This is a genomic window from Erwinia piriflorinigrans CFBP 5888, assembly GCF_001050515.1.
Taxonomy (GTDB): Bacteria; Pseudomonadota; Gammaproteobacteria; order Enterobacterales; family Enterobacteriaceae; genus Erwinia; species Erwinia piriflorinigrans.
The window spans coordinates 483,497-508,679 of record NZ_CAHS01000015.1 but is presented as its reverse complement, the minus strand read 5'-3'; the positions used below and the strand labels follow the sequence as shown (position 1 = coordinate 508,679).

At 54.5% G+C, this 25,183-nt stretch carries 23 protein-coding genes; 14 read left to right on the top strand and 9 right to left on the bottom strand.

The genetic code is table 11. The features are described 5' to 3' along the window. Positions 1–483 precede the first annotated feature (483 nt). Entirely contained in the window at positions 484–1,173 is a 690-nt protein-coding gene (locus EPIR_RS10525; RefSeq protein ID WP_023655379.1) for a phosphohydrolase, read from the top strand. Between the two features lie 68 nt (positions 1,174–1,241). Here the strand turns inward: EPIR_RS10525 and EPIR_RS10520 are convergent, their stop codons facing one another. Both EPIR_RS10520 and EPIR_RS10515 read right to left on the bottom strand, forming a co-directional pair. Next, a complete protein-coding gene (locus tag EPIR_RS10520; protein ID WP_023655378.1) occupies positions 1,242–2,837 on the bottom strand; it encodes a methyl-accepting chemotaxis protein in 1,596 nt (531 codons plus the stop codon). Positions 2,838–2,953: 116 nt separating this feature from the next. Continuing rightward, entirely contained in the window at positions 2,954–3,613 is a 660-nt protein-coding gene (locus tag EPIR_RS10515) for an epoxyqueuosine reductase QueH (protein ID WP_023655377.1), read from the bottom strand. 154 nt (positions 3,614–3,767) lie between these two features. Here EPIR_RS10515 and EPIR_RS10510 point away from each other — a divergent pair, with 154 nt between their 5' ends. Together EPIR_RS10510 and EPIR_RS10505 are read left to right on the top strand one after the other, a co-directional pair. Beyond that, the gene (locus EPIR_RS10510; RefSeq protein WP_048697491.1) at positions 3,768–5,177 is read left to right on the top strand and encodes a DNA cytosine methyltransferase; all 1,410 of its coding nucleotides are present in this window, start codon (positions 3,768–3,770) and stop codon (positions 5,175–5,177) included. A 72-nt stretch (positions 5,178–5,249) separates the two neighbouring features. Then, complete coding sequence (locus EPIR_RS10505; protein ID WP_023655375.1) at positions 5,250–5,717, top strand: very short patch repair endonuclease; 468 nt, start codon at positions 5,250–5,252, stop codon at positions 5,715–5,717. A gap of 4 nt (positions 5,718–5,721) precedes the next feature. Here the strand turns inward: EPIR_RS10505 and yedA are convergent, their stop codons facing one another. Beyond that, positions 5,722–6,636 carry a drug/metabolite exporter YedA gene (gene yedA / locus EPIR_RS10500; RefSeq protein WP_023655374.1) on the bottom strand — a complete coding sequence of 305 codons (915 nt, stop codon included), beginning with the start codon at positions 6,634–6,636 and terminating at the stop codon, positions 5,722–5,724. Between the two features lie 165 nt (positions 6,637–6,801). Here yedA and EPIR_RS10495 point away from each other — a divergent pair, with 165 nt between their 5' ends. Genes EPIR_RS10495 through EPIR_RS19195 form a run of 3 tightly spaced genes read left to right on the top strand, consistent with a single transcriptional unit; the run spans position 6,802 to position 8,168 of the window. Continuing rightward, positions 6,802–7,071 carry a hypothetical protein gene (locus tag EPIR_RS10495; protein ID WP_023655373.1) on the top strand — a complete coding sequence of 90 codons (270 nt, stop codon included), beginning with the start codon at positions 6,802–6,804 and terminating at the stop codon, positions 7,069–7,071. A gap of 17 nt (positions 7,072–7,088) precedes the next feature. Continuing rightward, complete coding sequence (locus EPIR_RS10490; protein WP_048697337.1) at positions 7,089–8,000, top strand: DUF808 domain-containing protein; 912 nt, start codon at positions 7,089–7,091, stop codon at positions 7,998–8,000. Between the two features lie 36 nt (positions 8,001–8,036). Next, positions 8,037–8,168, top strand: a complete 132-nt coding sequence (locus EPIR_RS19195; RefSeq protein WP_023655371.1) for a hypothetical protein — start codon at positions 8,037–8,039, stop codon at positions 8,166–8,168. Between the two features lie 455 nt (positions 8,169–8,623). Here the strand turns inward: EPIR_RS19195 and EPIR_RS10485 are convergent, their stop codons facing one another. Beyond that, entirely contained in the window at positions 8,624–8,947 is a 324-nt protein-coding gene (locus tag EPIR_RS10485; protein ID WP_048697334.1) for a DUF6388 family protein, read from the bottom strand. A gap of 259 nt (positions 8,948–9,206) precedes the next feature. Between EPIR_RS10485 and yedD the strand changes: the two genes are divergently transcribed. After that, positions 9,207–9,608, top strand: a complete 402-nt coding sequence (gene yedD / locus EPIR_RS10480; protein WP_023655369.1) for a lipoprotein YedD — start codon at positions 9,207–9,209, stop codon at positions 9,606–9,608. 88 nt (positions 9,609–9,696) lie between these two features. Here the strand turns inward: yedD and amyA are convergent, their stop codons facing one another. The 4 genes from amyA to fliD all read right to left on the bottom strand — a co-directional run bounded on the left by amyA (position 9,697) and on the right by fliD (position 13,494). After that, positions 9,697–11,178 (bottom strand): alpha-amylase, encoded by a 1,482-nt coding sequence (gene amyA / locus EPIR_RS10475; RefSeq protein ID WP_023655368.1) that lies wholly within the window; start codon positions 11,176–11,178, stop codon positions 9,697–9,699. Between the two features lie 117 nt (positions 11,179–11,295). Beyond that, positions 11,296–11,664: a flagella biosynthesis regulatory protein FliT gene (fliT, locus tag EPIR_RS10470; RefSeq protein ID WP_023655367.1), complete on the bottom strand. Its 369-nt coding sequence runs from the start codon at positions 11,662–11,664 to the stop codon at positions 11,296–11,298. A gap of 11 nt (positions 11,665–11,675) precedes the next feature. Continuing rightward, positions 11,676–12,074 (bottom strand): flagellar export chaperone FliS, encoded by a 399-nt coding sequence (fliS, locus tag EPIR_RS10465; RefSeq protein WP_023655366.1) that lies wholly within the window; start codon positions 12,072–12,074, stop codon positions 11,676–11,678. A gap of 16 nt (positions 12,075–12,090) precedes the next feature. Continuing rightward, positions 12,091–13,494 (bottom strand): flagellar filament capping protein FliD, encoded by a 1,404-nt coding sequence (gene fliD, locus EPIR_RS10460; protein ID WP_023655365.1) that lies wholly within the window; start codon positions 13,492–13,494, stop codon positions 12,091–12,093. A 278-nt stretch (positions 13,495–13,772) separates the two neighbouring features. Here fliD and EPIR_RS10455 point away from each other — a divergent pair, with 278 nt between their 5' ends. From EPIR_RS10455 to EPIR_RS10435, 5 genes are all read left to right on the top strand, one after another. Beyond that, positions 13,773–14,615: a flagellin N-terminal helical domain-containing protein gene (locus EPIR_RS10455; protein WP_023655363.1), complete on the top strand. Its 843-nt coding sequence runs from the start codon at positions 13,773–13,775 to the stop codon at positions 14,613–14,615. Positions 14,616–14,687: 72 nt separating this feature from the next. Next, positions 14,688–15,656 carry an HNH endonuclease signature motif containing protein gene (locus EPIR_RS10450; RefSeq protein WP_023655362.1) on the top strand — a complete coding sequence of 323 codons (969 nt, stop codon included), beginning with the start codon at positions 14,688–14,690 and terminating at the stop codon, positions 15,654–15,656. A gap of 153 nt (positions 15,657–15,809) precedes the next feature. Further along, positions 15,810–16,532 carry an RNA polymerase sigma factor FliA gene (locus EPIR_RS10445; RefSeq protein ID WP_023655361.1) on the top strand — a complete coding sequence of 241 codons (723 nt, stop codon included), beginning with the start codon at positions 15,810–15,812 and terminating at the stop codon, positions 16,530–16,532. Positions 16,533–16,574: 42 nt separating this feature from the next. Then, entirely contained in the window at positions 16,575–17,078 is a 504-nt protein-coding gene (gene fliZ, locus EPIR_RS10440; RefSeq protein WP_023655360.1) for a flagella biosynthesis regulatory protein FliZ, read from the top strand. A gap of 82 nt (positions 17,079–17,160) precedes the next feature. Further along, entirely contained in the window at positions 17,161–18,141 is a 981-nt protein-coding gene (locus EPIR_RS10435; RefSeq protein WP_048697328.1) for a D-cysteine desulfhydrase, read from the top strand. A gap of 96 nt (positions 18,142–18,237) precedes the next feature. On the opposite strand, the gene putA is transcribed toward EPIR_RS10435, so the two are convergent. Beyond that, positions 18,238–22,185 carry a trifunctional transcriptional regulator/proline dehydrogenase/L-glutamate gamma-semialdehyde dehydrogenase gene (gene putA / locus EPIR_RS10430; protein ID WP_023655358.1) on the bottom strand — a complete coding sequence of 1,316 codons (3,948 nt, stop codon included), beginning with the start codon at positions 22,183–22,185 and terminating at the stop codon, positions 18,238–18,240. A gap of 430 nt (positions 22,186–22,615) precedes the next feature. Between putA and putP the strand changes: the two genes are divergently transcribed. Both putP and efeU read left to right on the top strand, forming a co-directional pair. Further along, positions 22,616–24,100 (top strand): sodium/proline symporter PutP, encoded by a 1,485-nt coding sequence (gene putP, locus EPIR_RS10420; RefSeq protein ID WP_023655357.1) that lies wholly within the window; start codon positions 22,616–22,618, stop codon positions 24,098–24,100. A 201-nt stretch (positions 24,101–24,301) separates the two neighbouring features. Beyond that, positions 24,302–25,135, top strand: a complete 834-nt coding sequence (gene efeU, locus EPIR_RS10415; protein ID WP_023655356.1) for an iron uptake transporter permease EfeU — start codon at positions 24,302–24,304, stop codon at positions 25,133–25,135. The last annotated feature ends 48 nt before the right edge of the window (positions 25,136–25,183 follow it).

Below are 25,183 nucleotides of genomic sequence, written 5' to 3'. Positions count from 1 at the left end.
TGTTTGACTCATCTTCACTGCGGGCTATTTAAAACGCTGCTGAATCGATAAGCAATAAAAGGTTTGTCGTCGGTGAACTGTCACCTTTCGTGCATAGCACATAGAGAAATTACGATATGTCATCAGTGACATGTTTTATAGCAACACCGGGCCTGAGGGTGAAAATAAGAGTTGGCTGATGTCGGGAACAGGATTAGGGTCGCGACAAAATCGGTACAGGTGATTGATATAAATGATTATTCTAACCAGTAACCTTTTATTGACCGTTGCATCATTTCATCAGAGAAAAGGGTTGTCCTGCATGAACATAGCCGGGCGGAAACGGCTGAAATAAAGCGTTAACGTAAAAAAATTGATGTGCTAACCCACGAACAAACGTTATAAGTTTGATGTGGATCTCACTTATGCCGTCGACATGGCTACCGGCTGCAAATGGGTAATCACTAATGACATCTCAAAAGTGTAAACAATAAGGAGAAGTCCATGACGCTGATGCAATGGCAATCACGTTTTGAACACTGGCTAAATGAAAGCTGGCAGCATGATGATAAAGCCCATGATGTGGCTCACCTCAAGCGGGTTTGGCAAACCGCGCAGCGCATCCTGCAAAGCACGGAGGCCGATGCGCTGGTGGTAATGGCCGGCTGCTATTTCCACGATATTGTTAACCTGGCGAAGAACCATCCGCAGCGTCATCTTGCCTCTGCACAGGCTGCTGTTGAGACCCGGCGCATTTTACAGCAGGTATTTCCTGAGTTTCCATCTGATAAAATTGATGCAGTGACGCATGCCGTCCATGCACATAGTTTCAGTGCGGAAGTGGCGGCTGAAACCATCGAAGCAAAAATCGTTCAGGATGCAGATCGGCTAGAGTCACTGGGGGCGATTGGCCTTGCGCGCGTATTTTACGTCTCTGGGGCCTTGGGGCGTGCACTATTCGACAGCAGCGATCCGCTTGGTCGTGAACGTCCGCTGGACGATGCGCAATGGACATTAGATCATTTTCAAAAAAAACTCCTCAAGCTACCGGAAACGATGCAAACGGCAGAAGGGAAGCGCCTTGCCCAATACAATGCTGATTTTTTGGTGACGTATATGGCGAAACTGTGTGCGGAACTGAAAGGGGATTTTGACGCGCTGGACGAAAGCGTGCTGGCTGAATTTGCTCGTTAACAATTTTTACCGTCAACAGATCGTTTCCCTACTCGGCGTCCCCGGTTACAGGGACGCAATCTCATCGTTTACAGAACAAACTGACTCACGCTACGTGCCAATCTTGCGGCATGACTAACCAGTAATTCAGACGTTTCAGCGCTGCGGTGCGTTAAGCGCTCGCTCTCTTTGGCCTGTTGATTCAGCTGGGCAATCTCCTGTGCGACAGCATTGACTCGCCGACTCTGCGCATCAGCATTCTGCTGAAGTTCATTGAGTAAACTGACAACGCCCGTCACGGCAGTGGCAATCTGATGATACAACCCATCCAACGTTTGAACCTGATGAAAACCGCTGTTGATATGCTGATGGGTATTATCTATCAGTCCGTCAATGGTTCGCGTTGAGGCGCTACTCTTCTCGGACAGCAGGCCAATCTCCTTTGCCACAATGGAGAAACTGCGCCCGTAGACGCCCGCATGGGCAGATTCAATCGCTGCGTTCAGCGCCAGCAGCCTGGTTTGCAGAGAAATCCCTTCCAGTAAGGTGACGAAACTGGCGATTTCACCGGACGCAGCAACAATCTGGTGCATCTGTGTTTCAACCGACGCGACAACTTTGCCACAGCGCTGCGCCAGAAGGTCAGCGGCCTGTACTTCGCGCGTGGCGTGGTGCGTAAACTCAACGCTATGACCGACTTCTTGCGCCACCCTGTTGAGACGCTGGCTGATATGATTGAACGCCAGTATCTGCTGCTGATGCTGGGCGCTGAACTCGTCATTTTGCTGAGCCATACATCCGGCGCTGTGATGTACCGCGCCAGAGATGGTATTGATTTCCCCAACAATGTGCTGTAATCCCCGCTGCATCGCGCCAATGCTTGCCGTCAACTGGTTAATTTCGGTCGACTGAAAACCGCCCCCGCCTGGCCGGTGTGAAATATCCCCGGTGGCAATCTGCGCCAGCCACTCAGAAACGCGATCCAGCGGCAAAATAACCCCGCGCAGTAACATTGCGCCACCCAGCAGCAGCAAGGTTCCCAACAGGGCTGAAATGGCCATTGCCAGATTGCGGTTGTTGGTCAGTGAGGAAAGAGTCAGTCGATTCAAATCAGCAGACTGCTGGTTGGCCTGCGCCAACGTTTGGTAGTACGCCTCATTGAACTGTTGCGAAAAGGCCTGCATGGGAACCATAAAGAAAGCGTCAATATTTTTGGCGTTTAGCCCTTTCAGTTGTTCCTGAAGCCCATCTGCAAGCAGCATAAAGTTCTGCGTCAGTGGGCTGTCTGCTGCCACGGGATATTGCTCAAACAGCTGGCGTGCGCGGTTTAGAGAGAGCTGCGCGGCTTCGGCCAGGCTTTTCCAGCTGTCAACCGAGCCGGTCTGATTATCCTGCATAAGAAATATGCCCGCGCGGTGGCTGTTATCACTTGCGCTAAGCAGTTCACTGCGGGTTTTATCCAGTAAGGCCTGGCGATGCGACAGCTGATGTGCTTCGGCAATATTGGTGCTGGTCGTGTTCACCAGGCGGGTGAGTAGCAGAATACTGACGCCCTGAACCAGGCCAAAAATAACCAAGAACAGGATAAATCCTCCGCGCAGACTTTTTAGCCAGACGGGGAAACAGAGTGTTAGAGATGGGCGCTTTAGCAGACGGAGCAGGGGGGAAATCGTTAACAGTGACATAATACATCCCGAAAAATAAATGAGAGTATTGGTTGCCATTATGTCACTGATATTACAGCTAAATGGGGAAGGGCTAAAACGGTGATATATCTGCCGTAAAGGCAAATTTCTTCAGGCTATTCCGCCTGATCATCACCGTAATAGAGCACGCCTAGTTTGATTAACGGACGTCCCTGGCTTTTACGATGCAGATTGGTGTCGCGTAGCGAGTACACACAGCCGCAGTATTCCTGCTGATAGAAACGTTCACGTTTGCTGATCTCAATCATGCGGGCAGAACCACCTTTCTTGCGCCAGTTATAGTCCCAATAACTGATGCCCGGATAGGGGGCGGCTGCGCGGTCACCGCAGTCGTTAATCTGCTGCATATTTTTCCAGCGCGAAATGCCCAGGGAGCTGGAAATGACCGGGAAATCGTTTTCCCATGCATAGAGAGCGGTACGTTCAAAGCGCATATCGAAACACATGGTACAGCGCACGCCGCGTTCTGGTTCCATCTCCATGCCTTTCGCACGTTCAAACCAATTGTCCGTATCGTAGTCGGCATCGACAAAGGGGACACCGTGCTGTTCAGCAAAACGAATGTTTTCTTCTTTACGCAGCAGATACTCTTTCTGCGGGTGAATATTCGGATTATAGAAGAAAATCGTGTAGTCAATCCCGGATGCCTGTATGGCCTCCATCACTTCGCCGGAGCAAGGAGCACAGCAGGAGTGCAGCAGGAGTTTTTTTGCGCCGTTGGGCAGCGTCAGCAGGTCGCGTTGTGGTGCGCTCATGGGAACAGTTCCAATACTATTAAGAAAACCGCACCATTGTAGTAGCACCCTGCGGTGCTGTCATTACCCTTCATCACGTCAGGGATGAATTATCCTGGCCATGTGTCATTGAAGTGATATGCTGTCACTCATTTATCCCATTTACCGAGTGATTATGAGCGACTTTGACCGAGTGGCTGCCGAACTGGCCCAACAGGCGCGAGTGCAGGCACAGCACAAAGAACAACAGGACCGGCAGCTTTTACTGCGCGTGCTGGAAATTTACGATCAGAAAACCGTGGCGGCAACGTTACGCAAGGTCAGCCAGCGCGAGTGGACGCGTGAGTCCGTCAACCGCTGGATAAAAGGCAGCAGGAGCACCACCCTGACCGAGGCTGAGGTCAGTATGCTGGGCAGTATGCTGCCCGCACCTCCCGCACATCATCCTGATTATGCGTTTCGCTTTATCGACCTGTTTGCCGGGATTGGCGGCATACGCAGCGGTTTCGAGGAGATTGGCGGTCAGTGCGTCTTTACCAGTGAATGGAACAAGCACTCGGTGCGGACCTACAAAGCCAACTGGTATTGTGATGAAAAACAACACGTTTTTAACCAAGATATCCGCGATGTTACTTTGAGCGGCAACCCGCAGGTCGATGAGCAGCAGGCTTACCAGCATATTCAGCAGCAGGTACCGGATCATGACGTGCTGCTGGCCGGTTTCCCCTGCCAACCCTTCTCGCTAGCGGGCGTGTCGAAGAAAAACGCGCTGGGGCGTGCGCACGGTTTTGAATGTGAAGCACAGGGAACGCTGTTTTTTGATGTCGCGCGCATTATCACGGCTAAAAAGCCGGCTATTTTTGTCTTGGAAAACGTCAAAAATCTGAAAAGCCACGATAAAGGACAAACTTTCCGTATTATTATGTCCACGCTGGATGAGCTGGGCTACGAGGTGGCGGATGCCGACGTCGTCGGGCCGCAGGATCCGAAGATCGTTGACGGCAAGCATTTTTTGCCGCAGCACCGTGAGCGTATCGTTCTGGTTGGTTTTCGTCGCGATCTCCAACTGCCCGCCTTCAGCCTTAGTGCACTACCTGCACTTTATCCGCAGCAGCGGATCCCGTTAAAAGCGCTGCTTGATAGCCCGGTGGAGGAAAAATATATTCTCTCGCCCACCCTGTGGAAATATCTTTATCAGTATGCCAAGAAACACCAGGCGCGTGGCAACGGTTTTGGTTACGGGCTGGTGGACCCGGCGCTTGAAAATGGCGTGGTACGCACGCTTTCGGCGCGTTATTACAAAGATGGGTCGGAGATCCTTATCGATCGCGGCTGGGATAAAGCGTTAGGCGAGCAGGATTTCGATAACGCCGACAACCAGCAGCGCCGACCGCGCCGCCTGACGCCGCGTGAATGCGCAAGGTTGATGGGCTTCGAGCAGCCCGGATCGCAGACCTTCCGTATTCCGGTCTCGGACACCCAGTCTTATCGCCAGTTTGGCAACTCGGTGGTGGTTCCCGCCTTTGCCGCCGTGGCAAAACTCTTGCTGCCGTGGATCGAGCAGGTGGTAAGTAAACGTCGTTGAAAAAGGCTGCGCTGCCGTCACTGCCGGGCAAGATTTAGCTATAATTAATGTCATCATTAAAGGAATATCAAGATGGCCGACGTTCACTCCTCTCAGGTGCGCAGCAAGAACATGCGCGCCATTCGTACTCGCGATACGGCAATCGAGCAGCACCTTGCGGCCCTGCTGACCGACCTCGGTTTGCATTATCGCTTGCAGGATAAATCGCTGCCCGGACGGCCAGATTTTATCCTGCCAGATTGGCGGGCGATTATTTTCGTCCACGGCTGTTTCTGGCACGGTCATCACTGCCATCTGTTTAAATTACCCGCAACGCGCACGGCGTTCTGGCAGGGGAAAATAGACAGTAACGTTGCCCGCGATCGGCGCCATATTGAAGAGTTGACGGCCAGCGGCTGGCGAGTATTACTGGTTTGGGAATGCGCAATGCGCGGAAAAACCCGGTTAGAGCAACAGGCGATGAGTGCGCGTCTGGAAGAGTGGATCTGCGCCGCTGCGGGCAACGGCGAGATCGACGAATGCGGAATACGTCAGTTGTAAGAGGTTAAGGTTCGCAGGGTTTAACGACGGGCTTCGCCGGTACCAGATATTTCCCCAGCGTCACCAGAATCACCGCTGAGACGATAATTCCGAGCGCCAGCCATTCGCGCCCCGAGAGGCTTTCACCCGCGAAGGCAATACCCAGCAGCACGGCGACCACAGGATTCACGTAGGCGTAACTGGTGGCAATGGCCGGACTCACATTGCGGATCAGGAACATATAGGCGCTGATGGCAATCACCGAACCGAACAGGCTAAGATAGCCAAGCGCCAGTATTCCGCTCAGCGCCGGTGTCTGTGTCAGATGTTCACCGCTGATAAAACTTGCCGTCAGTAACACCACGCCAGCAGCCAGCATTTCAACGGCTCCAGCCATCATACCAAACGGCAGATTAACCCGTGATCCCCAGACTGAACCAAACGCCCAGCTCAACGAACCGAGAAGAATCATCAATGCTGCCCAGGGATTGCCTGCCAGATGTCCTCCGCTGTTAAGCAGGATTATACCTGACAGCCCGATGCCAATGCCCAGCCACTCAATCCACCGGGTAGCGATACCAAAAAGACGGCTGAAACACATGGCGAACAGCGGTACGGTCGCGACCATCACCGCCGCCAGCCCGGAGGGAACGTGCTGATGCTCGGCCACGGTAACGGCACCGTTACCCATCGCCAGTAGCAGTACGCCGACCAGCGCCGCGTTCGCGGCCGATTGCAGCGAAGGCAGTTTCTCACCCCGCAGTAGCAGCACGGCCAACAGCACGGCGCCTGCCAGCAAAAAACGCAGTCCGGCCATCATCATCGGCGGCCAGCTTTCGACGCCGATACGAATAACCAGGTAGGTAGATCCCCAGATAAAGTAGAGGGCAAACAGAGCCGCTATTAGCGGCAGCACTTTGGGCGCACGGCGTAGTGTCATGTCAGAAGCTCATTCCCGAAGCCAATCAGGTTATCAGAGTGTTAAGTGGCAAGGAGTTTGCCACTCATTAACAGAATAAACGTCATTTTTTTTACAAAATTTGCACTCGTTGCGCATAATTGTTTAGATCGAGCTCTTTTTAATACAGCCAGTCAAAGGTGGGCCATGGGCAGTGTCAAGCTGACGGTAAGGCGTTTATATCAACTTAGCGGCGAACGCATGGTGAATACCCAGGCGACCGCGCGTATTTATGTCGGTGAACATCTGATCGCTACTGAACAGATCGGCGGAATGACAGAAAGCCCGGTCAGTAAGTATCTGCACCATGCGCACGCACAAGGTCAGGCGGTACGCGTTGAATGGGACTGTGACGGCATCGCCGACATGGCGGTGACTGAAATCGAACAGTGCCCCTGTTGTCACTATGATGAATGAGAAAAAGGAATAAGATTTTGGCTGGAAGTAGTTTACTGACCTTACTGGATGATATTGCCACGCTGTTGGATGACGTGGCCGTGATGGGCAAAGTGGCGGCAAAGAAAACCGCTGGCGTACTGGGTGATGATCTTTCGCTGAACGCACAACAGGTCAGCGGGGTAAAAGCCAACCGTGAACTGCCGGTGGTGTGGGCCGTGGCGAAGGGATCGTTCCTCAATAAGCTTATCCTGGTGCCGCTGGCGCTGTTGATTAGCGCCTTTGCTCCCTGGGCTATCACTCCGCTGCTGATGGTAGGGGGCGCGTACCTCTGCTATGAAGGCGTGGAAAAAGTCCTGCACAGCCTGCATAAAGACAAAAGCCAGGAGACGCCAGAGGCGCGGGAACAGCGGCTGCTGAAGATTGCGCAGCAGGACCCTGCCGCTTTTGAAAAGAAGAAGGTGAAAGGCGCAGTGCGCACCGACTTTATTCTCTCGGCAGAGATTGTGGCGATTACGCTGGGTATTGTCTCCGAGGCACCGCTGCTTAACCAAGTGATTATCCTGGCGGGCGTGGCGATTCTGGTCACCATTGGCGTTTATGGCATTGTGGCGGGCATCGTGAAAATTGACGATCTCGGCATGTGGCTGAAGCAAAAAAGCGCATCGTCTGCGCAGGCGGTAGGCGGGGTACTGCTGGCGGCGGCTCCCTGGCTGATGAAAATCCTGACGGTGGTCGGTACGCTGGCGATGTTCCTGGTCGGCGGCGGAATTATCGTGCACGGAGTACCACAGCTCCATCACCTTATCACTGAATTCAGCGCGCAGATGCACGGTTTGATAGCCGCTGCGATCGGCAACCTGGCCAATCTGGTACTGGGTTTTGTCGTGGGGTCGATTGTGCTGTGCCTGGTAAATCTGGTTGCTAAAATACGCCAGAAATCCGTATAAAGACGGATTGAAAGGTTTTGATAAGTGAGGATTGTCATGCAAGACGATATGTTCGAATTTGATATCGATGCTCAGCTAGAGCAGGCTCGTGCCCGCGCCGAGCAGAAAGCAGCCGAAGTTCCTGCCGATTTGGGCGATGAAGCGGACTGTGAAGGCTGTAAAATCTAGCGCTGAAATGCGATGCGTTTCACATAAAAAGCGAGTGCTCGGACCACTCGCTTTTTTTATTGCCAGATTTTTTAACGGCTTGATGATATTTAACAAATATTTAACATGGTATTGACGGGGTAAATAACAGGCGGATGCGATAACCTGATTAAAGAATGTTAATTCTGCAGTGAGGATTTATGGACTTATCTGTGAGTGACGAAGTTCAGCGCAAGGAAGGGGGGCCAGTGATGGTGGTAACCGATTTTCCAGCGATATGGTCGAGTGTTGCTGGTACCACCGCTTCAGCGTGCGGAAATAAGCGTTTCGCGAAGAGGAGCTGTCGCTATCAACGGCTGCCGCCAGCCTGTCTGGCTAACAAGGCGGGGCATAGGATATTGCTGCAATCGGACTGACTCCCCGATGAACAGCGCTTCGCGATCGTCCACGCGCTGTTCTTCTTGTGGGAAAACCCTCTAGAGCTCGTTTTTAATACAAAATTCTTCCCAGCTCATGCCCAACGCTTCTGCGTGGGTATGCAGGTATTGTTCAATCGCCGCTACCATCACCTCTTTATCCGGTTCGGCCAGTTGAATAGCAAACAGCACGCCATCGAGTTTCTTTTCACGAACCCAGGCCGCATAAGCGCGATCTTTCTGGATTGACTGCAACTGTTGCAGGCTCATACCTAGCGTGGCGGCCTGTTCGGTTGTCAGATTCTCAATGCCGGATTTCAGCGTGGGGTGCGCCTCAAGAAAGCGTTCTTTGGCGATGGCGTAATATTCTTCAACGGTTTTCATAGCGGTTCTGCCTGAATGAGTGCCTGGATAGATGCGGGCCATAGTGTACACGGGGCGTGGAAAGGGGGGAAGTCGACAGCAGGTCGACCCCTGTTGTGATATTCAACTTTCGCCCGTCAAGCGGCTTTACAGGCGGTTAATTTTATCTGATGGCACGACAGAACAAGCAGAAAGATGGCGGTAATAGCAGGACAAGACTTGCGGCAGGGCAGGTAAAGATTATAACTTATCGCGTTACTAAGAAAATCAGGATGAAAGAATGAAAAAGTGGATTATCGCGACGGTAGGAGCCATGATTTTGAGCGGCTGCGCAGAGCTGCCAAACTATTCCAGTGCGGTGAAAACGCCAGCTCCGGCCGAACTGGTCGGCAACTGGCAAACTCTCGGACCACAGAGTGGTCTGGTCAGTGACCAGGCGAAAGCCAGCCTGATTATCACCGCAGAAGGCGATACCCTTGACTGCCGCCAGTGGCAGCGCGTGCTGGCGAAGCCCGGTAAACTGACCCGGGCTGACGATCGTTGGGTTAACGTTAACAATCAGCAACGCGTGATGCCGCTGGAACTGGACGGTGCCGAGCTGCATTACGATCGACTCATTTTACAGAAGGTTGCGCAGCCGACGAAGGAATGCCAGCAGCAGCTGAGCGCCCTGAAGAAGTAGGCAGTGCGTGCACACCGGCCGGAAACCCGGCGCGGTGGCGTTCGTTAAGCGGCCATAGCCTGTCGCCATAATTTCACGCGCTGACAGGCTATTCGGCAGGCACCCACAGGCTGACGCTGCCTGGCTGACAGCGAAAAACGGCAGTGCCCTGTTTGTCGCTTTTTATCCGCTCTTTTTCATGGCCAAGATAGTCATACCACTCTCTTTCGGCAACGTTTTCTCCCAGTTCCAGCGTTTTTTCTCCCGCCTCACCGTTGGACATAATGACTATGCAACCGGGGTGTTCATCCGTGCCGCTGCGGGAAAAAGCGATGCAGTTAGGATGATCAAACCATTCGCTTTGCGCTCCGTGAGCAAAGAGCTGGCGCGCGCGCACCAGCGCCTCCAGCTCGGGTATCACCGGGATGTCAATTTTGTACTGTTCGCCGTCACCGCCTTCATCTTCGTAGCTGGCGCCAAACAGATCGGGATAAAACAGCGCCGGAACACCATTTTCACGCAGCAGGATCAGCGCGTAGGCCAGCGGCTTAAACCAGCTTTCGACCGGCGCTTCCAGCGCCTGAAGCGGCTGAGTGTCGTGGTTAGCGACAATAGTCACCGCATGCCACGGATCGGCCGCCACCAGCGTGCCGGTGAAGATCTGACTGAGATCGTAGTCAGCCCCTTGTTTAGACGCATTATGGAAGTTCATTTGTAGCGGGGCGTCAAACAGCATGGTCTTTCCTTCGACCTGATGAATATAGTGTTGCAGCTTCTCCACCTCGTGCGACCAATATTCCGCGACGATAAACAGCGGCTCTTCGGCCACCTCCTGGACATGTTCAATCCACTCCTTATAGAACCAGGCGGGGATATGCTTTACCGCGTCGAGACGAAAACCGCTACAGTGGACTTCATTCATCACCCAGCGCGCCCAGTACTTTAGCTCTTCGGTCACCGCTTTATTGCGGAAATCGATATTCGCGCCCATCAGGTAGTCAAAATTGCCCAGCTCGTCATCCACCTGCTGGTTCCAGCCCTCGCCGGTGTAGTCATTGACGATTTTAAACACGCCGTTCTCATCGGGGTTTTCAATATGATCGACGCCGCTGAAGCACTTGTAGTCCCAGACAAACTGTGAATACTGCCCGCCACGCTCCGGAAAGGTAAAGCGCGTCCAGGCCTCGGCCTCCAGCACCTCGGTATCGATCTCCTCGCGGTTCTCAGGATTAACGCGGTTGACCTGCACCTGCTCTTTTTCGTCGGCACCCATTTTATGATTCAACACCACATCGAGAAGCACCCCCACGCCGTGGGCTTTCAGTGTTTCTACCGCATGTAGCAGCTGCTGTTTATCGCCATACTTGGTCGCGCGTGAACCCTTTTGATCGAATTCCCCCAGGTCAAACAGATCGTAGCTGTCGTAGCCAACGGAATAACCGCCGGATTCGCCTTTAGATGCAGGGGGGAGCCAGACGGCACTGATGCCAATTTCCGCCAGCCATGGGGCGCGCTCGGCCGCTTCTGGCCAGAGTTTACCGCCAGTGGGGTAATACCAGTGAAAAAACTGCAACAGCGTGGGATTGTGCATAGACCTGTTCCATTTTCAACCGATGTGAAAATGAAGTATGCGCGAGAGTGGGAGAAAAGCGCGGGCCAGCACGAATTTATTTTTTCCGGGCTGGCCAGATGGCGGTACGACTCTTTTTTATCCGCTTATGCGGGTGGGAAACAGCACCACTCCGGCGCTTTTGCTATAGGCATTATTCACTGATTTTTGACGGCTGTTCTGCTGCATCAGGGTGGCAATTTCATCCTGGCGGTACTTGAGCAGCTTCTTAACTTCCGTTTCATTATCAAGGATATGGCGCAGCACGGGGCGCAGCCTGTCGTGAGTCTGCGGGGTGATCTGCTGATGCTGCATCGCCTGCTCCAGCTTTTTCACCGCGCCGACATAATGATTGACTTCACTGTCGATCAGCTCTTCCCACTGGTTGTTTGCCGCCAGACGCAGCATAGACTGACTGTGGGTTAAAATATCTTGATACAGCGCGAACAGATACTGGGCACTATTCATGTTAAAGCGTCCTAAACCAGAGCGGTAGTGCCAGAAACCTCTTTCCAGGCGTCGGCGATATTGCGCAGCAGCGCCTCAACTTCTTCAATGCCTTCGGCATCGTTATCCAGATTAGCGCGCAGCAGCCGATGCACCATATAGCGGTACAGCCCGGCCAGATTGCGCGTTAACTCGTCATCGCTGGTTTCATCTACACCCAGTTTCAAACCGTTATCGATAATATTTATTGCTTTGGAGAGTGATTCTCCTTTTTTTACCGTATTACCTTCCTGCAAGAACAGGCGTGCGCGCACCAGGGCGCTAAGCGCCCCGTCGAACAGTAAGGTAATCAGCTGGTCATTGCTGGCACTCATTACTGCACTTTCCACGCCGATTTTTGCATAGGCTTTGGTACCGCTGGCGCTATACATATTGGCTCCTTACTGCCTAACTGCTTGATTTACTTGATGTGTCGAACTGTGCCGTCAGATAATCACTGGTACTGTTCAGTTTACTGACGGTAAGATCCAAAGCGGTAAACTGCGTTTTTAAACGCGCGATGGTGGCATCAATACGGTCGCTCACCTTAGTGTATTGCGCGCTCAGGCTGGTCAGAGTTTTGCTGACGCCATCTTTCGCCGTTTGAATTTCACCGCTGCTGGATAACCATCCGGTCAGGCTGGTGGCCATCTTGCTGGCAATACCGGTGGTTTTGCCATCGCCGACAATCATCGCCTTAATCCCATCCGGATCTTTAGCCACGGCGGCATTGAGCGCCGTGGTGTCGGTGTTCAGCTTGCCGCTGGTGGGATCGCTGGTGATTCCGATCTGCGAAAGGGTTTTAAAGGTCGAGGTGCTGGAAGCGTTGGTGAGCATCGATTTCATCTGTGACTGAATCGAACGTAGGGTGCTGTCACCGAGCAGGGCACCGTTACTGCTGTCCTGGGTGGCGGTGTTGGTTTTCACCGCCGTGTATTTTGTCAGGGTATTAAATGTGTCCAGCAAGGTGTTATACGCCGTTGCCAAGTCGGCAATTGCCGTTGAGGTGCCGCTGCTGTCTTTAGCGATCGTCAGCGTCTGGTTACCGCTGGTCACGTCGCTAATATTGAGGGTGATCCCTTCCAGCGCATCACTAATGCTGTTGCTGCTACTCTCTATATCAACGTTATTCACCGACAGTTTGGCGTTCTGTGCCGCGACGCTCTGGGTCATGTTGCTGCTACTGCTGCCATCGTAATTCAGCATGCTCTGCAACGTACTGTCGCCGCTAACGGACAGCGTCATGGCGTTGTCGCTGCCGGTTTTTGTCGAGGACAGTGACAGTCTGTAGCTACCGTCACCGGTTTTAATAATGCTGGCGTTGACGCCTGCATTGGCTTTATTGATCGCATCACGAATGCCGGTCAGAGAAGAGTCTGCGGCGCTAACGCTGACATCCACGGCCTTATCACTTCCCGCCAGTTTAATCGAGATAGTGCTATCGCTGCTGGCCAGCGCTGTGCTGCTGCTGCTTTGTATGCCTGTCGTGAGCGTTTGTGCTTTAGCCAACGCGGTGACGCTAATGCTGTAGCTCCCCGCAGCGGCGGTGGAAGAGGTGGTCGCACTAAAGGCGCCGGTGCTGCTGCTGGTCTTACTGGCGCTAAACAGATCGGCGCTGTTTAGCTTGCTGTTGGCGGTCTGAAAGGTTTCCAACGCGCTTTTCATGGTGCTGTAGGCGCTCAGCTTAGCGGTGTAGGCTGTCTGCTGGGTAGCGATTGGTTTTAACGCGTCTTTTTCCGCCGTCTGTAATTTGTCCAGAGTGCTACTTAAGTCGAGGCCGGAGCCGATACCGAGAGTAGAGATGCTAGCCATGATTTTTTCCTTTTTATCCTGCGCACGGAGTGTCAATACCGTGGTTATCGGCTATTAATGAGCAAAGTTTACGATTATTTATCAGGCGGCAATAAAACGAATAGCGGTAATAAAGAGGGTTATTTCGTGCAGTAGTGGGCAAGAAAAAAAAACGGCGTGAGGCTAAAAAAGTTCTAAAGGTTAGCGCAGGACAGACGATAACAATTTTGACGGCGATGAAGCCGGGGGCGAATAACCCTAACCAACTTAACTGAAATGATTAAACAGGAAACTTTATCATGGCACAAGTTATCAATACCAACAGCCTCTCGCTGATCACCCAGAACAACATCAACAAAAACCAGTCTGCACTGGCCTCTTCTATGGAGCGTCTGTCTTCCGGTTCACGTATCACTAGTTCTAAAGACGATGCAGCGGGTCAGGCGATTGCTAACCGCTTCACCTCTAACATCAAGGGTCTGACCCAGGCGGCACGCAACGCTAACGATGGTATCTCTCTGGCGCAGACCACCGAAGGCTCTCTGTCTGAAATCAACAACAACTTGCAGCGTGTACGTGAACTGACCGTTCAGGCTAAAAACGGTACTAACTCTGATTCTGACCTCTCTTCCATCCAGGACGAAATCAAATCCCGTCTGGACGAAATTGACCGCGTATCTGGCCAGACTCAGTTTAACGGCGTGAAGGTTCTCTCTGGCGACAAAACGACCCTGTCTGTACAGGTCGGTGCTAACGATAACGAAACCATTGATATTAAACTGCAAAAAGTGGATTCCACAGCCCTTAACCTGAAAGATTTCACCGTGGCGTCTAAAGACAGCACCGGTACTGCTGTGACTCCTACAGCTGACCCGCTGGCACTGTTGGACAAGGCTATTTCGTCTGTCGATACCTTCCGTTCAAGCCTGGGTGCGGTGCAGAACCGTCTGGATTCAGCGGTAACTAACCTGAACAACACCACCACCAACCTGTCTTCTGCACAGTCACGTATTCAGGATGCTGACTACGCAACTGAAGTGTCTAACATGTCTAAGGCACAGATCATTCAGCAGGCCGGTAACTCAGTGTTGGCGAAAGCGAACCAGGTTCCACAGCAGGTTCTGTCTCTGCTGCAGGGCTAACCGTCGCGTTAACCCCCTTACTGAACTCGTTAAACCCCGCGCTCGCGGGGTTTTTTTTCTCTGGAGTGTTTTATGCGCTTCAATTATGACCTGATCCCCGGGGAACTGCTGCCGTTTGAGGAGATAAACGACCGCTACAGCAAAAAGTACCCTGATGATAAATCGTTAACCGCGCATGGGCTGCTCAGCCCGTCCACCTCCAGCAAAAACGGGACGATCCGCGCGGTGTTTGCCAGTAAAGACAGCCATATTGCCCAAGAAGATCTGTTGTTTATCAGCCAGGATAACGAGCGCAAAAACCATCTGGCGCGCTTTGAACACTATCTGTTAAGTCAGCAGAGCTTCCTTTATTTTCGTCGCCCGGTGATCCCGGCTCCGTGGAACACCTGGAAGGTGATGGGTGAAAGCCGGGTGTTGGCGATGCTCGATCCGGCGTCGATCATGGCGCAAAGCCTGCTGCAACAGCGCGGCTACACGCTGACGCTGCTGCGCACTGAAGAAGAGGATGAGTTTTGGCAGCTATATGACAGCCAGTCGCAGCCCTGTTTTGAATATGCCCGCCAGCTACAGTTTATCGTGGTGCTGACCTCGCCGCTGCTGCTGCCGCCTGCCGGAGTGATGGCCGGAACCCAGGTCGGGCGGCGAGTGAAGGCTCGGCTTTGGCACCGTGCCAGTCATCATGAGTTTACCGCCGCGCTGCGTGAGCGCTACGGGGCCTGCGTGGTGACCGGCACATTACTGGCCGATGAACAGGCATGGCCGTGGGTGGAAGCCTGCCACATCGACACGCGCGAAAATGAGCAGGGGTTCATGCTGGATAACAGCACGGATAACGGTTTGTTTCTGCGTAGCGATCTGCAACGGCTGTTTGCCAGCCGCCGCATGACCATCGATCCTGTTCAGGGTACGGTGCATTTTCGCTGCACGTTACCGCAGGATAGCGCCCTGTTGCCGTTTTATCAGCAGCTGGAAGGTCAGGTCTGTGCCTTATGGACGCAGGTGCCGCCCGCCACACGCCAGCGGCTGCAAAACAAAATATGACCTGACGGCTCCCCGCGCCAGCGATGCTGATTGCGTGGGGCCGTCGCTCAACAAAATGAAATAACCCGCCTTTTAACCGCTATTCCACCAATCAAAATACCTACAGAAACCGATAATCGTGCCGATAACTTAATTAATCCAGGGTAGGTCAGAGTGAACGATCTGTATACCGCCAATGGCGTGATGGACAAACATTCGCTGTGGCAGCGTTACGTACCGCTGGTACGCCATGAAGCGCTGCGGCTACAGGTGCGCCTGCCGGCCAGCGTTGAACTTGACGATCTGCTCCAGGCGGGGGGTATCGGCCTGTTGAATGCGGTAGAACGTTACGATGCCATGCAGGGGACCGCTTTTACCACCTACGCCGTACAGCGTATCCGTGGGGCGATGCTTGACGAGCTGCGCAGCCGCGACTGGGCACCGCGCAGCGTGCGCCGCAACGCGCGCGAAGTGGCCGGAGCCATGCATAAGGTCGAGCAGGCGCTGGGGCGCTCGGCCAGCGAGCAGGAGGTGGCGGCCCAGTTAGATGTTTCGCTGGACGAGTACCGACAAATCCTGCTGGACACCAATAACAGCCAGCTCTTCTCCTTTGATGAATACCGTGAAGAGCATGGCGACAGCGCGGAACTGGTGACGGAAGGGCACGAACAGGAAAATCCGTTGCATCAGTTGCTGGAAGGGGATCTTCGCGACCGGGTGATTGAAGCGATAGAGGCTCTGCCCGATCGCGAAAAAATGGTTCTGACGCTTTATTACCAGGAAGAACTGAATTTGAAAGAGATTGGCGCAGTGCTGGAGGTGGGGGAATCCCGTGTCAGCCAGCTGCACAGTCAGGCGGTAAAACGCCTGCGCGCCCGGTTATCGGGGGCGCGCTGACAAAGTCAGTTTGCACTTTAAACTCGAACCGGGGAATCTCTTGTGGGATCGAAAACAACAACCAGGCCATTGAGCCGTTACTTAAAAGACTATAAACACAGCCAAAGCCATTGTTCCCATTGCGCGAAAGTACTGGACCGTATGGCGCTGGTATTTCGTGGTCAAATCATTAATAAAGAAGCCATCGCCCGGATGGACCAGCCCGTTGATGAACGGGTCTGGTTGAAATTACAGCTTGAACTTACCGCGCTGTGTCGATTCTGTAGTGATATTTACTGCAACACCCATCCGACCTATTTCGACATTATGAAGTTTAAACAGTACCTGTTTGAGCAGACGGAAATGAGCCACAGCACCATTCGCGAATATGTTGTTCGCCTGCGTCGTCTTGACGGGATGCTGTCAGCGCGTAATTTCCCATCGGAACGGCTTACCGGGCCGAGCTGGCATGAATGTCTGGAAAACGACCTGCCGGATGCTGGTAATAATAACTACCGCATTGCGCTGCGTAAGTACGATCAGTTCCTCGGCTGGCAGCGTAATTAGTTATCTCTCATCGCCAGATGACGTGCGGGGAATGTTCTGCAACACTGTAGAGACACATTAAGCGCCAGCTATGGAAACCCGCATGTCTTTACATAATATAGTTAACTTTCCCCGCATCGAGCTGCTGGGTTCGCCCACGCCCTTAGAACATCTTCCTCGCCTGTCTGATTATCTGGGACGCGATATATTTATTAAACGTGACGATGTCACGCCGATGGCATTCGGTGGCAATAAGCTGCGCAAGCTGGAGTTTCTGGCCGCCGATGCCCTGCGCGCCGGTGCTGATGTGCTGCTGACCGCTGGCGCGATTCAGTCTAACCATGTGCGCCAGACGGCGGCGGTGGCGGCAAAGCTGGGCTTAAAATGCGTGGCGCTGCTGGAAAATCCCATCGATGCTAAAAGCGAAAATTACCTGAGTAACGGTAATCGTCTGCTGCTGGATTTGATGAGTACGGAAGTTATCATGGTGCCTGTGCTGCACGATCCGGTTGCACAGTTAGAACAGCAGGCAACTCTGCTGGAAGCACAGGGATTTCGCCCCTATATCATTCCCGTCGGCGGTTCTGATGCGCTGGGTGCGCTGGGCTACGTCGAATGCGCACAGGAAATTACCCACCAGAGCGAAGGCGTGGTTGATTTTGCCGCCGTGGTGGTGGCTTCGGGCAGTGCAGGCACGCACGCCGGGCTGGCGGTCGGACTGGAGCAGCTTCTGCCTGAATGCGAACTGGTCGGCGTTACCGTGTCCCGCCGTTCGGCTGACCAGCGGGTGAAAGTGGAGGCGATCCGTCATCCGCTGGCACAGTCGCTGGCGTTAGAGAGTCGCGCGCCGATCACCCTGTGGGATGATTATTATGCTCCGGGCTACGGTCACCCGAACGAAGAGGGCATGGAGGCGGTGAAACTGCTGGCTCGGCTGGAGGGGATATTCCTCGATCCGGTCTACACCGGCAAGGCGATGGCAGGGCTGATTGACGGCATTGCGCAGGGCAGATTTCGTCGCCAGGGACCGCTGCTGTTTGTCCACACCGGCGGTGCTCCGGCGCTGTTTGCTTATCATCCTTGATTGCCCGATGGACTAAGCGACAAAAAAACAGCCCGGCGAATGCCGGGCTGTTAATTTAAGCAGCATGACACTGCTTACCATCACATCAGGCAGCCGTTAGCCGATGGCCATCAGGCTGGCGTTGCCGCCCGCCGCTGCGGTGTTGACGCTAAGCGAACGCTCCAGCAACAGCCGCTCCAGCAGCAGATTGGTTTCCCCGCGCTCGAACCCTTGCACCGAAACAATCGCGCCATCACGCGCTGCAACGGCTTCACACAGGGTGCGAAGCTGGTCGGCATCACCGTGATAGATCACCGCGTCAAATTCGCTCTGCTCCAACGGTCTGGCAGCGAATTCAATGCGCTGGCGTACCAGATCGGGTAACTGCCGCCACAGGTTGCGATGTAGCTCATCGTCGCTCCATAATGCCCGGCTGCCAACGGCGGTAACGGCAGCCAGCTGAATCAGCGCATCCTGTTCGTTGTCCGCCAGGCATAACACCTGTTCGCGGGGGAGCAGGGCAAAGGTATTGCGTTCCCCTGTCGGCCCCGGCAGCAGGCGCACGGTGCCTCCCTGACCCAGCTCCGCGTAGCGTGCGCAGCAGGCGGCCAGTTCACGACGATCTGCTGCCCACTCGCCCAGTGCCTGATGCGGCAGAAGCAGTGCAGGGCGCAGTAGCGCATCTACGGGACGCTCTTTATCCTGTCGATCCAGCGTCACGCGCAGTGCGTTGTCCGGGCGGTGTGACAGCAGACGGTACAGGTACAGTGGTCCACCGGCTTTTGGCCCGGTGCCGGACAGGCCTTCACCGCCAAACGGCTGTACGCCCACGACAGCACCAACGATATTGCGGTTAACGTAGAGATTGCCAACGTGTGCTTTCTGCGTGACCTGGGCAATAGTTTCATCAATACGCGTATGTACGCCGAGGGTTAATCCGTAGCCAGATGCGTTGATCTGTTCCACCAGATTCGGCAGGTTTTTACGCGCGAAGCGCACCACATGCAGCACCGGGCCAAAAATCTCTTTCGTCAGGTCGGCGACGTCGTTCAGCTCAATAAGGGTGGGCAGCACGAAGGTGCCGCTCTGCCATTCACGGCGGTCCTGTGCCTGTTGCTGAGCCGTCTGGAATACGCTGAATCCTTTGCTTTGCATCGCCTGAATGTGCTGTTCGATACCGGCTTTGGCTTCAGCATCGATCACCGGGCCAATGTCGGTGGAGAACCGTTCAGGATTACCCATACGGCATTCGGCCATCGCGCCGCGCAGCATCTGTAACGTATGTTCCGCAATATCGTCCTGGATACACAGCAGACGCAGAGCGGAACAGCGCTGTCCGGCACTGTCGAAAGCGGAGGCGACGATATCGGTAACCACCTGCTCAGTCAGGGCCGAAGAGTCAACGATCATCGCATTCATCCCGCCGGTTTCAGCCACCAGTGGCGTCGGGCGGCCCTGCGGGTCAAGACGTCCTGCCAGGTTACGCTGTAGCAGGGTAGCCACGGCGGTGGAGCCGGTAAACATCACGCCGCGCACGCGATCGTCCTGTACCAGCTGTGCGCCCACGGTTTCGCCCGTACCGGGCAGCAGCTGTAGCGCACCCGGTGGTACGCCGGCCTCGTGCAGAATAGCCACCGCGCGGGCGGCAATCAGCGGCGTCTGCTCTGCCGGTTTAGCCAGCACGCTGTTGCCCGCCGCCAGCGCGGCCGCAATCTGCCCGCTGAAGATCGCTAGCGGGAAGTTCCACGGGCTGATGCACACCACCGGGCCCAGCGGGCGGTGGGTTTCATTGTCGAAATCGTCGCGTACCTGGCCGGCGTAATAGTGCAGGAAGTCGACCGCCTCGCGCACTTCGGCAATGGCGTTGTTGAAGGTTTTACCGGCTTCGCGCACCAGAATGCCGATCAGATGCTGCATCTGGCCCTCCATCATCACTGCGGCGCGTTCCAGAATGGCGGCGCGCTCCTGTGGTGGCGTTGCGAACCAGATAGCCCCCTCGCTTACGGCCGCCGCCAGCGCGACAGAAACTTCTGCTGGCGTTGCATGACGAACGTGGCCGACCACATCCAGCGGCTCTGCCGGGTTGAGCACCGGCAGCAACTCTCCCGCTTCCAGCGGGCCATCAATCAGCGGCTGCGCCTGCAAGTCTTGGCTGGCACCGCTTAACAGGGCGCTGGACAGCGAAGCCAGGCGATGTTCATTGGCCAGATCCAGGCCAGCGGAGTTCGGGCGGTGTTTTCCGTACAGATCTCGTGGCAGTGGAATTTTCGGATGCGGCAGGCCAACTGTGCCTTCGCCGTGGGCCAGTTTTTCCACCGCTACCACCGGGTCTGCCACCAGCTCGTCAATCGGCAAGGTGGCATCGGCTATGCGGTTAACGAAAGAGGTATTGGCGCCATTTTCCAACAGGCGGCGTACCAGGTATGCCAACAGCGTTTCATGCGTTCCGACTGGTGCATAGATACGGCAGGGGCGGTTAAGTTTGCCGTCGGCCACTTTGCCCACTACCTGTTCATACAACGGTTCGCCCATGCCGTGCAGGCACTGGAATTCGTACTGACCCGGATAGTAGTTATTGCCCGCCAGCTGGTAAATGGCCGCCAGCGTATGGGCGTTATGGGTGGCGAACTGCGGATAGACCAGGTTGGGTGCGGCCAGCAATTTGCGAGCGCAGGCAATATAGGAAATATCCGTGTAGACCTTGCGCGTGTATACCGGGTAGCCTTCCAGCCCGTCCATCTGGGCGCGTTTGATTTCGCTATCCCAGTAGGCACCTTTGACCAGGCGGATCATCAGGCGACGGCGGCTGCGCTGCGCCAGGTCAGTCAGAAAATCGATCAGCATCGGACAGCGTTTCTGATAGGCCTGGATCACAAAGCCAATACCGTTCCAGCCCTCCAGCTCCGCTTCGAAGCACAGTTTTTCCAGCAGGTCGAGCGACAGTTCAAGGCGGTCGGCCTCTTCGGCATCGATATTAATACCGATATCGTAAGAGCGGGCGAGCAGCGTCAGTGACTTAAGCAGCGGATACAGCTCTTCCATGACCCGCTCGTGCTGGGCGCGGCTATAGCGCGGATGCAGGGCCGAAAGCTTGATCGAGATGCCCGGGCCTTCATAAATCCCGCGCCCGTTAGATGCTTTACCAATGGCGTGGATCGCCTGTTGATAAGAAAGCAGATAGGCTTTGGCATCCTGCGCGGTTAGCGCGGCTTCACCCAGCATATCGTATGAGTAGCGGAAGCCTTTCTCTTCCAGCTTACGCGCATTTGCCAGCGCTTCAGCAATGATTTCACCGGTAACAAACTGCTCACCCATCAGGCGCATCGCCATATCGACCCCTTTACGGATCAGCGGCTCGCCGCTCTTGCCGATAATGCGGTTGAGCGAACGCGATAAATTGGCTTCGTTGTGGGTGGAAACCAGACGCCCGGTAAACAGCAGTCCCCAGGTAGCGGCGTTGACGAACAGCGACGGGCTGCGCCCGAGGTGCGAGTGCCAGTTGCCGTTACTGATTTTATCGCGGATAAGCGCGTCACGCGTTGGCTTATCGGGAATGCGCAGCAACGCTTCCGCCAGGCACATTAACGCGACGCCTTCCTGTGAAGACAATGAAAACTCTTGCAGCAGGCTTTGCACCATTCCGGCGCGCCCACCCGCACCTTTCTGGTGCCGCAGCTTATCGGCAAGCTGCCAGGCAAGACGATGCGTAGCCTGTGCCTGGTTATCGGGTAAACGTGCCTGTTCTAACAGCATCGGCACCGCTTCCGTCTCCGGGCGCCGCCATGCGGAGGTAATAGCTGCGCGGGCCACCGACTGCGGCAGGATGTGCTCGGCGAAATCCAGGAACGGTTGGTGAGCCTCTTCCGGCGGGCGCTCTTCGCTTTCGGCCAGCACGCCATTTACCGGCAGTTCCGGCAATGCGCTGCCGTGTTCAATCTGTTGCAGATAATTAAAAATCGCCTGCTTGATGAGCCAATGTGGCGTGCGGTCGATCTGCGCCGCCGCTTGTTTAATCCGATCGCGCGTGGCGTCGTCCAGTTTCACACCCATAGTGGTAGCGCCCATGCCTTACAGCTCCTGAATCAGTAGATGACAAACGATATAGACTGCAATATCACTGATGTTGCAACTTTGTGCAACCTTGTTAAATGTGACGCCTGCCTCACTCCTGACATCCGGGGAACGGGGAGCCAGAAAAAAGCGGCATGGAAATTGCTGCAAGATCCTTGCCAGCTGACTAATCCCGGCTAGACCCACTTTCTGAAGGCTGATTAAGGGGTGCAACCTGACTAATTGTGACGTAGTGCAACCTGTGAGCATTTATAAGTAACTTCCAGGTGAAAGTAATGTACATGCTGTGTTAAATCGTTTGTGCGCTGTTGCCGATTACGGCAGGATACCGCCCCCGACTAGAGCCTGACGTCCGTTGCCTCGTTCCGGCAGTTGACGAGAATGCTTGTAGTCAGAGGATACTGATAAAAAATGGAGAAGCTGAATGACTCTAAGTACACCAATGATGGTGACGTTTTGTATTTACATTCTCGGCATGGTGTTGATCGGGTTCATCGCCTACCGCTCAACGAAAAACTTTGATGACTACATTCTGGGTGGTCGAAGTTTAGGCAGTGTTGTCACAGCACTCTCTGCCGGAGCATCCGATATGAGTGGCTGGCTGCTCATGGGCCTGCCGGGAGCGATCTTCCTGTCGGGGATCTCTGAAAGCTGGATTGCCATCGGCCTGACGCTGGGTGCTTACCTTAACTGGAAGATTGTTGCCGGGCGTCTGCGCGTGCAGACTGAACACCACGATAACGCCCTGACGCTGCCGGATTTCTTCTCCAGCCGCTTTGAAGACAGCAGTAAAGTGCTGCGGGTGATTTCGGCGCTGGTTATCCTGGTGTTCTTTACCATTTATTGTGCATCTGGCGTGGTAGCCGGCGCGCGTCTGTTTGAAAGTACCTTTGGTATGAGCTACGAAACCGCCCTGTGGGCCGGTGCCGCCGCGACGATTATTTATACCTTTGTCGGCGGTTTCCTCGCGGTGAGCTGGACCGATACGGTGCAGGCCAGCCTGATGATTTTTGCGCTGATCCTGACGCCGGTGATGGTGATTGTCGCCGTGGGCGGTTTGGGTGATGCGATGCAGGTGATTGCCAGCAAAAGCACGCAAAATATGGATATGCTGAAGAACCTTAACTTTGTGGCGATCGTCTCGCTGCTGGGCTGGGGCCTCGGTTACTTTGGTCAGCCACATATTCTGGCGCGTTTTATGGCGGCAGACTCACACCGTTCGATTCGCACTGCACGCCGTATCGGTATGATATGGATGATCCTGTGCCTGGTGGGAGCGGTGGCGGTCGGCTTCTTCGGCATCGCCTATTTTGACAACCATCCTGAACATGCAGGGGAAGTGTCGAAGAACGGTGAACGTATCTTTATCGAACTGACACGTATCCTGTTTAATCCGTGGATTGCCGGGGTTCTGCTGTCGGCGATCCTGGCTGCGGTGATGTCCACCCTCAGCTGCCAGCTGTTGGTTTGCTCCAGTGCCCTGACTGAAGATCTGTACAAGAACTTTCTGCGTAAAGGTGCCAGTCAGCGTGAGCTGGTCTGGGTGGGTCGCCTGATGGTGTTGCTGGTGGCTGCCATTGCTATCATGCTGGCGTCTAACCCGGAAAACCGCGTGTTGGGTCTGGTGAGCTATGCCTGGGCAGGATTCGGCGCTGCTTTTGGTCCGGTGGTGCTGTTCTCGTTGATTTGGCGGCGTATGACGCGTAACGGTGCGCTGGCCGGAATGATTATCGGTGCTGCAACGGTACTCATCTGGAAGCAGTACGGCTGGCTGGATCTCTATGAGATTATCCCAGGCTTCCTGTTCGCCAGTATCGGTATTGTACTGTTCAGCCTGGCTGATAAAGCGCCATCAGCCGCTGCCCAGCAGCGTTTTGCTGCCGCTGAAGCGGAATATCAGGCCGACTAAACGGCTGTTCTGCGCTGATGCCGCCCGGCATCAGCGCATCACTATCTCCCCGCCCCTGACGGCCCAGTCTGCGGCCTGAACAGCACAAAAAAATCGGCTTCTGACTTGTATTTCCTTTCCCGATAATGATAATCCATATCGTTCGTATTTTACTTTTCTTTACCCGTCTTGACGGAATTCCACCTGGTTGAGGTTTAAGGCATGTTTGTCCCGTTTCTTATTATGTTACGCGAAGGTCTGGAAGCGGCGCTGATTGTCAGCCTGATCGCCAGCTATCTGAAACGCACCGGACGTGGTCAGTGGTTTGCTGCTATGTGGACGGGTGTGTTTGTTGCTGCCGCCATGTGTCTTGGCCTGGGCTGGTTTATCAATGAAACAACCGGTGAATTCCCACAAAAACAGCAGGAGCTGTTCGAAGGCCTGGTTGCCGTTATTGCCGTGGTGATCCTCACTTGGATGGTGTTCTGGATGCGCAAAGTGTCACGTAATGTGAAGGCGCAGCTGGAGGACGCGGTAGACAACGCGTTACAAAAGGGCAGCAGCAGTGGCTGGGCGCTGATCCTGATGGTGTTCCTTGCCGTAGCACGAGAAGGCCTGGAATCGGTGTTCTTTCTGCTGGCGGCCTTTCAACAGGACTTGGGATACGCGCCCCCGCTTGGGGCGATGCTGGGCCTGGGGACGGCTATCGTACTGGGGATGCTGATATATTGGGGCGGTGTGCGCCTTAATCTGGCCAGTTTCTTTAAATGGACCAGCCTGTTTATTATTTTTGTTGCCGCAGGGCTGGCAGCTGGAGCCGTGCGCGCTTTCCACGAAGCAGGGCTGTGGAACCACTTCCAGGACATGGCCTTTGACTTCAGTCAAGTCCTCTCCACCCACAGCGTCTTTGGCACGTTGCTGGAAGGGCTGCTGGGTTATCAGGAAGCGCCAAGCATCAGTGAAGTGGCGATGTGGTTTATTTACCTGGTGCCTGCACTGCTGCTGTTTTTCATGCCCGGGCGTACGCCATCTTCTGCGGCCTCTGCGATACGCTGATTTTGCCAGGCAGGTCATCGATCTGCCCGTTTCAACTCTCTGACAGGA

Coding starts and splice junctions, on each gene's coding strand:
- EPIR_RS10525 (WP_023655379.1), top strand. CDS start 484: ATGACGCTGATGCAATGGCAATCACGTTTTGAACACTGGCTAAATGAA.
- EPIR_RS10520 (WP_023655378.1), bottom strand. CDS start 2,837: ATGTCACTGTTAACGATTTCCCCCCTGCTCCGTCTGCTAAAGCGCCCA.
- EPIR_RS10515 (WP_023655377.1), bottom strand. CDS start 3,613: ATGAGCGCACCACAACGCGACCTGCTGACGCTGCCCAACGGCGCAAAA.
- EPIR_RS10510 (WP_048697491.1), top strand. CDS start 3,768: ATGAGCGACTTTGACCGAGTGGCTGCCGAACTGGCCCAACAGGCGCGA.
- EPIR_RS10505 (WP_023655375.1), top strand. CDS start 5,250: ATGGCCGACGTTCACTCCTCTCAGGTGCGCAGCAAGAACATGCGCGCC.
- yedA (WP_023655374.1), bottom strand. CDS start 6,636: ATGACACTACGCCGTGCGCCCAAAGTGCTGCCGCTAATAGCGGCTCTG.
- EPIR_RS10495 (WP_023655373.1), top strand. CDS start 6,802: ATGGGCAGTGTCAAGCTGACGGTAAGGCGTTTATATCAACTTAGCGGC.
- EPIR_RS19195 (WP_023655371.1), top strand. CDS start 8,037: ATGCAAGACGATATGTTCGAATTTGATATCGATGCTCAGCTAGAGCAG.
- EPIR_RS10485 (WP_048697334.1), bottom strand. CDS start 8,947: ATGAAAACCGTTGAAGAATATTACGCCATCGCCAAAGAACGCTTTCTT.
- yedD (WP_023655369.1), top strand. CDS start 9,207: ATGAAAAAGTGGATTATCGCGACGGTAGGAGCCATGATTTTGAGCGGC.
- amyA (WP_023655368.1), bottom strand. CDS start 11,178: ATGCACAATCCCACGCTGTTGCAGTTTTTTCACTGGTATTACCCCACT.
- fliT (WP_023655367.1), bottom strand. CDS start 11,664: ATGAATAGTGCCCAGTATCTGTTCGCGCTGTATCAAGATATTTTAACC.
- fliS (WP_023655366.1), bottom strand. CDS start 12,074: ATGTATAGCGCCAGCGGTACCAAAGCCTATGCAAAAATCGGCGTGGAA.
- fliD (WP_023655365.1), bottom strand. CDS start 13,494: ATGGCTAGCATCTCTACTCTCGGTATCGGCTCCGGCCTCGACTTAAGT.
- EPIR_RS10455 (WP_023655363.1), top strand. CDS start 13,773: ATGGCACAAGTTATCAATACCAACAGCCTCTCGCTGATCACCCAGAAC.
- EPIR_RS10450 (WP_023655362.1), top strand. CDS start 14,688: ATGCGCTTCAATTATGACCTGATCCCCGGGGAACTGCTGCCGTTTGAG.
- EPIR_RS10435 (WP_048697328.1), top strand. CDS start 17,161: ATGTCTTTACATAATATAGTTAACTTTCCCCGCATCGAGCTGCTGGGT.
- putA (WP_023655358.1), bottom strand. CDS start 22,185: ATGGGCGCTACCACTATGGGTGTGAAACTGGACGACGCCACGCGCGAT.
- putP (WP_023655357.1), top strand. CDS start 22,616: ATGACTCTAAGTACACCAATGATGGTGACGTTTTGTATTTACATTCTC.
- efeU (WP_023655356.1), top strand. CDS start 24,302: ATGTTTGTCCCGTTTCTTATTATGTTACGCGAAGGTCTGGAAGCGGCG.